General features: G+C 50.2%; 10 protein-coding genes. 6 read left to right on the top strand and 4 right to left on the bottom strand.

What is annotated here, in order from left to right; translation table 11 throughout:
* Positions 1-461: 461 nt before the first annotated feature.
* From ACFOE0_RS19310 to ACFOE0_RS19295, 4 genes are all read left to right on the top strand, one after another.
* Positions 462-1,181 (top strand): hypothetical protein, encoded by a 720-nt coding sequence (locus ACFOE0_RS19310; protein WP_248934229.1) that lies wholly within the window; start codon positions 462-464, stop codon positions 1,179-1,181.
* A 386-nt stretch (positions 1,182-1,567) separates the two neighbouring features.
* A complete protein-coding gene (locus ACFOE0_RS19305; RefSeq protein ID WP_248934228.1) occupies positions 1,568-3,529 on the top strand; it encodes a RecQ family ATP-dependent DNA helicase in 1,962 nt (653 codons plus the stop codon).
* A gap of 35 nt (positions 3,530-3,564) precedes the next feature.
* Positions 3,565-3,756, top strand: a complete 192-nt coding sequence (locus ACFOE0_RS19300) for a hypothetical protein (RefSeq protein ID WP_248934227.1) — start codon at positions 3,565-3,567, stop codon at positions 3,754-3,756.
* 36 nt (positions 3,757-3,792) lie between these two features.
* Positions 3,793-4,188 (top strand): hypothetical protein, encoded by a 396-nt coding sequence (locus ACFOE0_RS19295; RefSeq protein WP_248934226.1) that lies wholly within the window; start codon positions 3,793-3,795, stop codon positions 4,186-4,188.
* A gap of 165 nt (positions 4,189-4,353) precedes the next feature.
* Here ACFOE0_RS19295 and chrA read toward each other — a convergent pair whose 3' ends face one another.
* From chrA to ACFOE0_RS19280, 3 genes are all read right to left on the bottom strand, one after another.
* Positions 4,354-5,502 carry a chromate efflux transporter gene (gene chrA, locus ACFOE0_RS19290; RefSeq protein WP_380712792.1) on the bottom strand — a complete coding sequence of 383 codons (1,149 nt, stop codon included), beginning with the start codon at positions 5,500-5,502 and terminating at the stop codon, positions 4,354-4,356.
* 186 nt (positions 5,503-5,688) lie between these two features.
* Positions 5,689-7,149, bottom strand: coding sequence for a disulfide bond formation protein B (locus tag ACFOE0_RS19285; protein WP_248934224.1), 1,461 nt, complete (start codon positions 7,147-7,149; stop codon positions 5,689-5,691).
* Positions 7,149-7,316 carry a hypothetical protein gene (locus ACFOE0_RS19280; RefSeq protein ID WP_205407358.1) on the bottom strand — a complete coding sequence of 56 codons (168 nt, stop codon included), beginning with the start codon at positions 7,314-7,316 and terminating at the stop codon, positions 7,149-7,151. The genes ACFOE0_RS19285 and ACFOE0_RS19280 overlap by 1 nt, the downstream gene beginning before the upstream one ends.
* A 709-nt stretch (positions 7,317-8,025) precedes the next feature.
* Here ACFOE0_RS19280 and ACFOE0_RS19275 point away from each other — a divergent pair.
* Positions 8,026-8,901, top strand: coding sequence for an alanyl-tRNA editing protein (locus ACFOE0_RS19275; protein ID WP_248934223.1), 876 nt, complete (start codon positions 8,026-8,028; stop codon positions 8,899-8,901).
* 77 nt (positions 8,902-8,978) lie between these two features.
* Here the strand turns inward: ACFOE0_RS19275 and ACFOE0_RS19270 are convergent, their stop codons facing one another.
* Complete coding sequence (locus ACFOE0_RS19270) at positions 8,979-11,834, bottom strand: nitrate reductase (RefSeq protein WP_248934222.1); 2,856 nt, start codon at positions 11,832-11,834, stop codon at positions 8,979-8,981.
* A gap of 757 nt (positions 11,835-12,591) precedes the next feature.
* Between ACFOE0_RS19270 and cobA the strand changes: the two genes are divergently transcribed.
* Positions 12,592-13,326, top strand: a complete 735-nt coding sequence (gene cobA / locus ACFOE0_RS19265; RefSeq protein WP_380712573.1) for a uroporphyrinogen-III C-methyltransferase — start codon at positions 12,592-12,594, stop codon at positions 13,324-13,326.
* Position 13,327: the final 1 nt, after the last annotated feature.

Below are 13,327 nucleotides of genomic sequence, written 5' to 3'. Positions count from 1 at the left end.
CACCGCCGATTCGCCATCCCTGGCTCAGCGGCGTCTGCTCTGTCATCCATGACAGAGCTTGCTATAGAAGTCATTTCCCTCCGGCAACTTCGGACGGGGATTAGTGTGTCGTTAAACAGTAGATTGATGAGTTTCATTCCACTAACGTTCCCCTAAGGCCTCTGGCCGCCACGCGAAGACTGACGTATCCCGCCAGCTCGGATTTGCCCCAATGTGATTTTTACGTCTGGTTATTCCATTAAATCAGAGAGAACAGGAGTAGCTCCTGTTATCCCAAAAGGACAGCTCACGGATAGCCAATACCAATAAAAATTATTCTATTCATATAGTTAGTGTTAATATCACATTTAATGAGCGTGAGTAGCAAAATGGAAACTGAGACCTATCCTTTTGCCCTAAAAGTACTATACCTATAAAGTTTTTAAGTAGCTGATTTACAAGTTGTAGCACTGGAGAGCGATATGCCAAAAAGTCGTTTTTTTGAAAGGGATCGCACTGTTCAAGAAAGGTGGTATCGCATGAAGCTCCACCAAAAGTTTGGTCAGAGTCTCAAGAGATTCTTTTTATCTCGTTTGCACAGAAAACTTCAAAAAGAGTTTCGCGCCAAAGATAAAGTAATTCAACAAACAATTGAGACTACTGTAAGAGAACATAAGAAAGTTGATGGAAATTTATTTCCAGCCACAAAACTATTATTGAATATCAGCTTATATTTTCTTCTTGCAGAGCACGACATGCAAGCTTTGAAAGCTGATGCGTTTGCACATCCAAATACAACAAAGAGAAATATTGCGTTACGTACACTTCTTCTTACCATCTACGAACTAGACATGGGAAAAGTGACCGGCAAACAGATGAACCAAATCTATAGTATTGAGTTGCTTACGGATGCCACGAGAATGAACTTAGTAGAAGCTATAAAAAGCTTAAAGAAAACTCGAAGAATTATCGAAAGCCAGCTTTCTGAAGCAAGACATAATACAATTGCTCACAGAGAGCCTGATGCCATACTCCAGTACGAGATAATTAGGAAGCTTGATATTAGAAATTTCGAGGCCGCGTTAACGGATTTCTATATGGCAGCAGGAAAATTACTTGCTGCTTTAACTCTTTCACTTAACGAAGCAAATTCAAAGCGAGGGTTACTAATGCAACTAATCAAAAAGCCCAGAGGTACCTAACAATTATATCTGGGTGACATCTAAGACAGATTAGAATTTCATTATCTCCACTGTTTCAAAGTAAATTCTGCCCCAGAGTCATTTTCTCCCGACTTGAAGGTTGCACCATGTCCCCATCAGAAGTTGCCGGACGACTGCATGGATGCAGGAGGTAGAATGAAGCAGGATGCCAGAATCGAGGGGTTTGCATGACATAGGTAGCGCTGAGCCGTGGGAGAGTTTTGTGCAGCAATAAGCTCTCGAACGCAAACTGGCGTTATGCTTGGATGCACATGGCTTCGATGTTAGGCCAGGCAAAGCTTGGCTATAGTTCCGGGCATTCGGGGCATTATACCAGCAATGGTGTAAACTCCACTCTGAACTAACACAGTGATAATGAGGACAATATGCAAGAGGACGCCACGTATTTGGGCACGCTGAAGCGTGTTTTTGGCTTTGAAGGATTACGTGGGGGTCAGCAGGCTGTAGTGGATAAGGTGCTGGCGGGGCATTCGGCGGCAGCGATTTTTCCAACCGGCTCCGGTAAGTCATTGTGTTATCAGTTGCCGGCGTTGCATTTACCTGATTTGACTCTGGTGATCTCTCCGTTGCTGGCGCTGATGAAAGATCAGTTGGATTTCCTGCGTTCAAAAGGGATTGCAGCAGCCTCTATTGACTCTTCATTGACCTATGATGAATCCCGTGAAGTGATGCGCTCGGTGAAAGCGGGGGAAACCAGGATTCTGATGATCTCTGTGGAGCGTCTGAAGAATGAGCGTTTCCGTCAGTTTATTGGGTCTGTGCCTATCTCTTTGCTGGTTGTTGACGAAGCCCACTGTATCTCCGAATGGGGGCATAACTTCCGCCCGGATTACCTGAAACTTCCAGCTTATCGCAATCAGCTGAATATCCCTCAGGTGTTGTTGCTGACCGCCACGGCTACCCCTCAGGTGATTGAGGATATGCGCAGTAAGTTTGGTATTGAGCAGGAAGATGTAGTGGTCACCGGCTTTTACCGGCAGAACCTCGACCTTAATGTGCTGCCCTGCATAGAGCAGGAGAAAGCCTCTGCCCTGCTGGGCTTATTGCAAAGTGTCCCCTTCCCTCAGCCCACCATAGTCTATGTAACCTTGCAGCAAACTGCTGAAAGTGTTGCCCGCCACCTGCAATCCAATGGCGTTGCCACGCAGGCGTATCATGCAGGGATGGCCAGTGATGATCGCCAGCGTATTCAAAACGCCTTTATGCAGGGAGAGGTCAACTGCATTGTGGCGACCATTGCCTTCGGCATGGGGGTTGATAAAGCAGATATCCGTGCCGTGATCCATTACGATTTGCCAAAGTCCGTGGAAAATTACAGCCAGGAGATTGGCCGCGCCGGACGCGATGGGTTGCCATCTATGTGCAGCGTACTGGCCAACCGCGAGTCGGTCAGCGTGCTGGAGAACTTTGTCTACGGTGATACCCCGGATCTGATGTCGATTCGTGCCGTTATAGATGAAATCGGCGCAACACCAGCAGGTAAGCAATGGGAGGTAATGCTTACCCGCCTGTCCAGAGACTGCAATGTGCGTCAGCTGCCCCTGAAAACCTTGCTGGTTTACCTCGAACTGGCAGGGGTTATTGAGCCCCAGTTCAGTTACTTCGCCGACTATCGCTTCAAAATGTCAGTATCTGAAGAGCAGGTGTTGAATCAATTTGAGGGTGAAAGAAAGCTGTTTGTTGAAGCTCTGCTGCAGGCTTCCCCCAAGTCCAGAACCTGGCATACGGTGGACTTCGATGCTTTGTGGCAAACCTGTCAGGGCGATAGAAAACGTGCTGTTGCGGCGCTTGACTACTTTGCTGACAAAGGTTGGATTGAACTGGAAAGCAAGCAGATGACAGACGTCTACCGCGTTAATCAACTGCATGCCTGTCAGGGCCAGGAGGCAGAGCGACTGAGCCAGGAAATGCACCATCTTTTCCTGTCCAAGGAGCGCTCCGAAATCAATCGTGTTCACGCTATGCTGGCACTGTTTGAAACTGACACCTGTCTGAGTCATCGTCTGGCGAATTATTTCGCCGATACCCAGGCACCGGTGCAATGCGGGCACTGCTCTGTATGTCGTGGTCAGGTTGCTACACTGCCCAGTGCCAGCGTTCAAGAGAGCATAGACGCAGCGGCTTTGCAGCGCCTCATTCAGCCGCTGAAAGATGCTGCCGCAAAAGATGGCATAGAGCTCACTGCCGAAGCCGCAACCCGATTCCTGTGTGGCATTGCCACGCCGCTGACCGGACGTCTGCGTGCAGGCAAAATGGAAGGATTTGGTAAGCTCAGCCAATATCCCTTTGATGAAGTAAAGCAACAGGTGCAGACACTGAAAAGTTAGTTTACTGCCCGGCGCCAAGGAACATGGGAGTCAATATGGACAAGAAAAACAGTAATGGTGATTCTCGCAACAACCGCTTGTCGCTTGGAATTGGTATAGGCGTAGCCATAGGATCAGGTGTAGGACTGGCGCTGGGCAATTTAGCCCTGGGCGTCGGTATTGGCATTGCCATTGGTGTCGCCTTCGCTTTGGGGTTTCAAAAGAAGCCCCATGACGACGAACAATAGCGAACGCTTTTCAGATAACACGGAAATCAAAGCGCCATGCCCAACAAGCACAGTCTCATCATCTTAAAAAGTATTGATGATGTGAAAAAGCTTTACCGGGAACATCCGGACGTCAGGGATGATTCCCTCTCCTGCCTGCAAAGCTACATTGTGGGCCCAAATGACATTATTGATATGACATCATATCAATTTGAATTTGAGCCCTATATATCGTTGGCTCATACCCTTGGAATGGATCACTTCGGGATAGACAGCTCGGGCAAACGACTCTATCTGACTCATATTAATCTGGGCGGCCACACCGCTTTATGTACCGTCAGGCCAGTCACCTTTGAGCAAGTGCAGGATATGGAATATCTGCAGCATCTGTTGAGTAACTACTGCGGAAACCTGGAACGGAAGGCGCTAAAGCTTGGAGAGGTTCAACTCTGAGGAGTCAGGGACTTCCCGGCGTAATTTGCCATTGTCGGTGTTATCCCCGGCCATGGAATCCAGGTGTGCTGAAACAACAAAGGGAAATAACTAAAGCACTCAAATAACCAAGCCATAACGAAGGCGCTGTGATTATGCAGCGCCTTTTTGATTAACCGCTGAGAGTTACACCAGCGTCATCAGCATACCTGCCGCGGCAAAACCTGCCACCAGCAACACGATATGCACCCGCATCAATTTCAGAATGCCGAAACCCGCCACCACCAGGGCCATATCTGCAGCATTCAGCACTCCGGAAACAAACACAGGACTGTATAGGGCTGACAGCAAGAGGCCGACTACACCGGCGTTAATCCCCGCGACAATACCGGCCACCTTAGGGCGTTGACTCAGGGCATGCCAGCTTTTGATAAAGGCCAACATCAGCAGAAAACCGGGCAGGAAAATTGCCAGTGTGGCCACCAGAGCCCCTATAAATGGATTGCTCAGCCAAACTTCAGCACCAAGGAAAGTCGCCAGGGTGAACATGGGGCCAGGCACAGCCTGAGCCAGGGCATAACCGGCAAGGAAACGGTCCGGCGCCATCTCACTGCCCACTGTACTTTCCAGCAGCGGCAGCACCACATGACCGCCACCAAATACCAGAGACCCCGCCTGGAAGAACTGGCCAAACAATCCTGCCAGAGAGCCGTTACCCGCGATAACACTGCCGCCGACCAGCAAAATGCCAAAACTCAGCAGGTAACCCCAGCGAATACCGGCGTCTTGCTCTGGCTTGGTGTCTGACTCAGGGTGAACCAAAAACATATACCCCAGCACTGCTGACAAACCTATCAGCGCTATTTGCGCGACTATGCCACTGAACAAGAGTAAAAGCACTGTGCTGAACACCATAATCGCCCTGGCAGCTGGCTTCTGACAGAACTGACGGAACATGCCCATAACGGCATCAGCTACCACCACAACAGCCAGCAATTTAAGACCATGAATGGCCCCCTGAAACAGGGAGTGATCCAGCCAGATACTGCTGGTCACCGCCATCAAATACAGCAGCAGGAAGGATGGCAGGGTAAAGCCAATAAAAGCAGCAACCGCACCGGCAATACCGCCCATATGGTAGCCGATGGCAAAGCCCACCTGACTTGAGCCCGGTCCGGGTAAAAACTGACTGAGTGCTACAATATTGCCGTAGCGCTTGTCATCCAGCCAGTTCAGCTGAGAAACAAAGGTCTGGCGAAAATAGCCAATATGCGCCGCCGGGCCACCAAAGCTGATCAAACCCAGGGTAAAAAAGCGGACAAAAATCTGCCAAATCATAGTGCGATCATTCTCTTTTATTTCTCTATCTTTATGTAGTGAATGATATGACAGAAATATTGCAATTCAATGAAAACCGGAACGGCCTGGATAAGGTTTTCCTGTTGGCATGGAGCCGGAAACGAAAAGCGAGTGCCGGAGCACTCGCTTTATTACACACTTTGATGAGTTGAAGCCCTGGGCTTACCTGAAGTAGAAGCGAACCTGGTTGTTACCTTCAGCAGCATCTACCACCAGCAGCTTGTCACCCTGGACAGTCAATGCTTGCAGGTTACCAGCTTCTGCCAGGTTGGCGGCAGAAACCACAACACCGGTCGCGGCATCCACAGTCAGCAACTGCTGGCCGGACTGGCTCAGCATCACCAGCTTATCTCCGTCAACCAGAGTGCCGGTCACCATTGGCAGAGCCTTGGTGTCGATGCCGAGGACGCGCTCAGAATTCAGTTTGAAGTCCTTACCGCTCAGACGAACTTCTACAAAGTTGTTGCGCTTGGCATCCGGCAGGGTCACCATCACGTACTCGTTGCTGGCGGCGTCGTAACCTACGCTACCCACATAATTGTACTTAGCACGGGCAGTCTCGAAACGACCGCGCTTGAATTCAGTGATGCCGTCGGTGCCTTCAAAGAAGTTAGCGTAGTAATCGGCGATCCTGGCACTTGGATCATAAGCCACGCGAGCAAAGCTCTTGTGATCGGCTGTGACCAGTACGCTGTTGTCAGAGTCGAAGGCAACACCTGCCAGGTTAGAGATTTCAACAGAGAAGTTAGGATCAATCTCGGCCTTAGCCAGTACCTGAGTCATGTCTTCGTTCAGGAAAGCTACCCAGTTGCTGTCGGTGACAACCGCGACCAGTTTGCTGCTTGGGTTGTAACTGATACCAGTCACGGCACCATCAAGCTCAGCAGGCAGAGTTACAGTTTTTACAGCACTCACAGTAGACTGGGCATCAGCGCGGGTTGCGTCGTTCACAGCCATGTCGGTGAAGTTCGGCTTGGTGATGCCGTAACCGCCACGCAGAGACATGTTAGTCAGGCCATCCCACTTACCAGCAGACCAGATGATATTCTGCGGGTTAAAGCTCATGCGAACCGGGTCGCCCTGACCCAGGAACGGAGCAGGACCAGTCTGGGTGAAGGCTTGCACTATGTTGAAGGCAATAACCACCAGGAACACGTTGGCGGCGGTTTTGTTCAGGCCTTCCCAGCGGGTCTTCTCGCTCCACTGGATCAGTTTGTCCCCCTGAACGAACATCAGTAGGCCGGCGGCGATCAGAACCACCAGGAACACTACCATTACCCATACATAAGTGTGTACGCCCATAATGGCTGGACCAAAGCCCTGACCGATATCACGCAGCATGTGCGGAGCGCTGTGGCGGAAACCGGCGAACAGGCCATACACAGACGTCAGCAGCAGCAGACCTATGTACTTTGGCTTCAGGCCGTACCGCGTAATAAACAGGGCAATCAGGGAAACCAGCACCATGGCAGTACGTTCCTGCCAGCACAGAGCACATGGGTTATCCCCCATACCATAGCCCAGCACGATACAAGCGATGCCAACCGGCAGAGCGATCAGCAGCAAAGACGCCACCGCAACTATGCGGTTCATGACTACGTCATTGATAAGTTCTTTGTTCATTACAGGTTCCCCGGTGGAATGATCATACCAGCAGTCATCACGATCCAGATGAACACGCTGAGCAGAATGCTGGAAACCAGTAGACGGCTGGCCAATTTTTCTTTTTCGGGCTTAAAGGCCACCAGAGCGGCTGCCGCGAATACAAGACAGAAGAGAATGAACTCCACGGTATTTCTCCGTTGAAACTAATGGAGCCTCACAGGATGATTCTCAGGTAAAACACCTAAACAGCCCTATGAAGACTCGGACAATAACGCACTTCAGGCACAAAGCTCTGCCGTGCAGCAGAGCGCTAAATTAGCAAGAGCGAAAGACAGGTGAATGAGGCCCAGATCTCATATCACCAAAGAGGTATTTTTTAAGATGCGAAAAATGAGATTTGGATTTTCATTCCTCGCAAAGGCGTGATTTATGGCTGGGTTAAGAAAGTTTATTTCTGAGGCCACACACAGAAATGGCGCATCTTTGAAGCATCTCTCACCAGCGAATTGAGCCGCTTCACAATCATCAATGAAATTGAGGTTTTACCCGTTGTAATACCAATCCGCATAGAAGATTGATCTCATCAGAGCCATGTCAGCCATTCGAGTGCAAGCGAAATTGGTGACGGCATAGTGGTTCTATGACTAGACAATTTTGTGCAGTAATCGTGTGGCTGACAGGCTCCCGAAGGGCGAGTTTTAAAGGCGCGCATACTGCCCAGAGCACTCTCGATTTATCCCGATAGACCTTCAATTGCTCTGATTGTCTTCACACCTTTAAATTCTCGCTGAGTGACTAAACTCCTATGCGGATTGGTATAAATTGCCGCTAACCAGATACGGTGCGCTTTGTTATCATTCCCCATCCCTTCGACTGAACCAAGTACAACGACAAATGACAGCGTTTCAGGTATCACCAACTCAGGTCACCTTCACCCAACAGATTTTTCAACTGACGGCCAAAGTACAGATATGCCAACAGCAGGCCGACACCACGTTGCTGGTGACGGACCAGACTCCATTTCATCCTGTCTCCCATATCTGGCCTGATCACCCTGCAGACAAAGGAACTGTGACTATTGATGGTCAGGGTATCGAGGTTATTGATTGTTTGACCGGTGCCTGGGATGTAGATAATCAGCAGCTGTATGTGGGTAAAGCGGTACCGGTCAAGCGTGATGAGCCGGGCTGGCACTTTGTGGTGGTGCATCAACTGGCAGGCAATATCAGCCTGACCACCGGCACTGAAGTTGAGCTGAGCGTGGATGCCGATTATCAGCAATCACTGAGTCGTCCTCACAGCGGCGCTCATCTGTCTGCACTGGCGCTGAACAAGGTATTGCAGCAGAACTTCTGGCGAAAAGAAACTGGCAGACTGGATGCACTGGGACAATATGATTTCCACAGCTATGCCGAAGAGACCAGCTTTGTGACGCCACATGCTTGTATCGATACCTATCGTATGGGTAAAACGCTGAAGAAGCGCGGCTTCAACAATGATGATTTCGTTGCCGCTCTGGCAGAGGTTGAAGTAGAGGTAAATGCCCAGCTGAGCGAGTGGCTGGCCACAGACCAGACCATCACAATGCATCGCGAAGGCGATACCCTCACCGACTCCCGCTACTGGCAAACTCAGCTGGACGGCAAGCCGATCAGTATCCCCTGCGGCGGCACCCATGTGGTGAATATGAGTGAGCTTAAAGGCTTGCATATTGAGCTGAAGCGCAATGAAGATGGTGATGTTGAGATGATCACCTCTACGGATAAGTGATAGCCTCAGACTGCAAACAAGCCAAAGAAAAAGCCAGGCTGCTCAGCCTGGCTTTTCATTTATGAGGCCAGGTTTGTTCAAGCTTGCTGACAGCGCAGCTGACATTCTCGGAGCAATTGACTCAGTTCTGATTTACAGGTTCCACAACCTGTTCCCGCCTGAGTAATTTGGCCCAGCTCGGCGACAGTCTGAATATTCTGTGCGGATATCACCTGCTGTACCTGCGCTTTACTGACCTGTTTACAGGCACACACCATACTTGGTCTTTGAGCCAGCTTTCCTGCCAGAAAGGCATGTACCAGTTCCAATGGAAAATCCTGCTTTACCAAAGTCGCAATATCTCCTGCGGCCACCCTCTTGTCTCTGACCTCCCAGGCCAGAGTGCCCAGGCTGAACAATGGCTTTGTTTCGGGCTGGGATTTGAGATGGGATTGGGGCTGAATGGCCAAGCCATCGTTTGCTTGCGCAAAGGCATCATTCGCTTGCGCAATGGCATCGAACAGGACAACGCGGTGAATCACGCGGCGATACTCATCTGACGGTTCTGATACCAGCGTCTCTCTGCCTGACAGCATCAAACCGTTCGCCTCCAGCAGTTGCGAGAGCTTGTGCACAACTGGCTGTACCTCGTCTTCATACTCCAGATGATACAGATAACCATTGGCCACCCTTTGCTTCACCCAGAATACAGGCTCCAGTTGCTCAAGCACAAAGAGTGGCAGTGCCTGCTGCACCAGAATACTGACCCGACTTTGAGTTGCAACCAAGCTGATATCCACCGGCGTGGCTTTAAATTCCGGTTGGCCTGAAACCGGATCGGTGAACGCCGGGATCAGTGAACTCACTTTAGCGGACGAGCAATGACTCTTGCTCCAGTGAATCGGCGCAAAACATTGCCCCCTTGATATCTGGTTCGACAAACTCGCCACAAAGATCTGGCTGGCCAACTGACTGGCCACTTTCACCAAATCTCCCTCTTCGATAGCTTTGCTTCTGGCATCCTCAGGATTCAGCACCAGCAGTGGTTGGAAATCCTGGGAGTTGAGCCTGGTCGATAATCCGGTACGTGTCATGGTATGCCACTGATCCCGCAGCCGTCCGCTATTCAACATCAAGGGAAACTTATTGTCCGGGGATAATGCCGGAACCTGATAGTAGACAGCCACAAATCGGCCACGGCCATCCTGAGTACTGAAACGGCCATCGGCATAGAGCCTGGAGGGTTCGCTGCAGCCTGACACAGGCCATTGGGTCGGTTTGAAGTGCTGGTACTCAGTCGGCGTCAATTGTCCCAGTCCACCAAGATTAAGCTGCCTCTTCAGTGAACTTTCCCTGCTGTTGGCAATAGCGGTCAGCGCAACATACTCGTTGAAGATCTCCAGTTCAGAGGCATAGTCAAAGGCGGACGCAAAGCCCATTCGTTTGGCCACCTCAGAAATAATCCACCAATCAGGCTTACCCTCTCCCGGAGTTGGTAACAAACGCCGCTGCCGGGACAGACAACGTTCTGAGTTGGATACAGTGCCGGATTTTTCACTCCAGCCCTGAGCCGGCAGGCAGATATCCGCATGCTTCAGGGTGTCATTATCTGCGACCACATCTGACACTATCACCAGCGGACAATCCGCCAGTATGCTGTTAATGCGTTCACTGTCTGGGAGGCTGACTGCCGGGTTGGTCGCCATAATCCAAATCGCTTTAATCTGCCCCTGCTCAATAGCATCAAACATATCCACGGCCTTCAGTCCCGGAGAGGTCGCCAGCTCGCTGCACCCCCAATAGTCGCTGAGCAAGCAGTGATGATCATCCCGGCCAAATTCAAGATGTGCCGCCAGCGTATTGGCCATCGCCCCGACCTCCCGCCCACCCATGGCATTGGGTTGGCCGGTAATGGAAAACGGCGAACTACCCGGCTGGCCTATACGCCCGGTGGCGAGGTGGCAGTTAAGGATACTGTTGACCTTGTCTGTGCCTGAAGATGACTGATTCACCCCCTGAGAAAACAGTGTGACCGTGCGATGAGTTTCGCCAAACCAATGAAACAGAGTGTTGATATCTTCTTCGTTAAGCCCCGTCACCTCAGACAGCTTAGAGATAGGCGCAAATTCTGCCGCCGCTTCGACCGCTTTATCGAATGCTTTGGTGTGCTCAGCAATATAATCCTGGTCAACCAACCCCTGACCATGCAGATAGGTCAGCAAGCCATTAAACAAAGCAACATCAGTGCCCGGCTTAATCGCCAGGTGCAAGTCGGCAATGTCACAACTGGCCGTCACTCTGGGATCGATCACCACCACCCGTGTGCCGCGCTGCTCTTTGGCGGCCTTGAGCCTTGCAAACAGCACAGGATGACACCAGGCCAGATTGCTGCCCACCAGCACCACCAGATCGGCCATTTCAAGATCGCCATAGTTGCCCGGCACGCAATCTTCGCCAAACGCGCGCTTGTGACCGGCTACGGCGGATGCCATACACAGGCGGGAATTGGTATCTATATTGCCGCTGCCAATAAAGCCCTTCATCAACTTATTAGCCACGTAGTAATCCTCAATCAGCAACTGACCCGATACGTAAAAGGCCACAGCGTCCGGCCCATGTTCGGCGATCACCTGATTCAGTGAGGAAGCGACAGTATCCAACGCCTGTTGCCAATCGCAGGCCTGCCCATGCACCGAGGGGCTTAACATACGCCCTGTGGTGGAAAGGGTCTCCCCCAGTGCCATTCCCTTGGAGCACAGACGCCCATAATTGGCAGGATGAGTCTCGTCGCCCCGCACCATAAGTTCGCCATCAGCGGCTACTCTGGCTTCGATGCCACAACCCACACCACAGTATGCACAGGTAGACTTGGTCCAATTTTCCCCGTTACCTGAATGCGGTGCTGCAACCTGACTAATCTGCATCTCATTATTCCCCGTTCTGGCCTTACTCATTTAAAAATTCAGTTCATATAAAAGGCCAATTTCATTTTAAAGGCCAAGTTCATTAAAAATTACTAAGCCCATCAATATAGAAACAAAGTTAAAACGACCTGAAACTGTATTTACTTCCCTCTCACGCCATTAATCAGACGGCAAAAACAAGTTAATTTCGAATAAATCAGTTTTTAAAACCTGTCTGTTCACCATCAAAAAAACGCTGACAATTAACAGTAAGCAGAAAGTATGAAATCAGTTTTTAATTCACTTTCAGACTCAGCAATTTATAAGCCAGCACCAACACAGACAAACACAAGCAACTGTTACCAAAGACAATTATTTAACACCAACACCTTACCCCCTTGAATGAACAGCGATTAATTGGCTGCTGATGTTTTATTCTGGTGCAGGGAAAGCGACCGTCTGCACATAAAACGTGCAGACCGTTTATTTCATTACTTGAAAGCGAATACCCATTTAGTGATATTCGAACTTTAACGTCTTATTTAAAAACAGCAACTTAAATAAATTAGTTTATTAATTTCAACTCGATGGCATTTAACTTGCTCCTGTCATTCACAAATAGAATATTCGGGATAACGTGAGTCAGGTGGTGACAATGTCGGAAATTAATGAAGTCAAATCAGAGTCAGCTCAATCATTATCTGGACTGCCATCAAAGTTGAGCAGCATCCAAGACACGCTGAAAAGACTCCCAAATGAACCGGGCAAAGTGTTTCTTATTGGAGCGGGGCCGGGAGATCCTGAACTCATGACCCTCAAGGCCAGTAAGTGCCTGCAGGGATCAGATGTGATTGTGTACGACAAGTTGGTCAGCCAGGCCATTATCGACGCTCTGCCCTCTGGCAAACAGCTTATCTACGTTGGTAAGGCTAAAGGCCTGCACAGCGCTACACAGAGTGAAATCAATCAACTGCTGCTCCGACACGCCCTTGCGGGTAAAACCGTGAGCCGACTCAAAGGGGGCGACAGTTTCGTATTTGGCCGGGGTGGAGAGGAGATGCTGGAACTGCATCAGGCCAATATCCGGGTCGAAGTGGTTCCCGGCATTACAGCCGCCTCTGGCTGCACCAGTTATGCCGGCATTCCGCTGACTCACAGAGGCCTGTCACAGGGCTGCAGTTTTATTACCGCCCATGCTGAGAAGTCTTTAGAAATCAATTGGCAGGCCCTGGCAGCCCTCAATCAGACACTGGTGTTTTATATGGGTCTGTCCAAATTGGAGCTGATAAGTCAGCAGCTGATGACTGCCGGTATGTCAGGCTCGACCCCGGTGGCGATTATTGAAAAGGGCTGTACAGATCAGCAAAGGGTCATTTCAGGGCAGCTGCATAACATTCATTCCAGAGTGGCCACTCAGTCTGTGCAATCACCCGCGTTGATTGTGGTGGGCCAGGTGGTCAGTCTGCGCGAACAACTGGACTGGTTTACTCCACAGAGCCAACAACTCCCTGAGACCTCATTACTTCAACAACTTTCAGCATAGG

The organism is Shewanella submarina (assembly GCF_042646185.1).
GTDB lineage: Bacteria > Pseudomonadota > Gammaproteobacteria > Enterobacterales > Shewanellaceae > Shewanella > Shewanella corallii.
The sequence above is the reverse complement of the archived record's forward strand: the minus strand, read 5'-3'. Positions and strand labels throughout refer to the sequence as shown.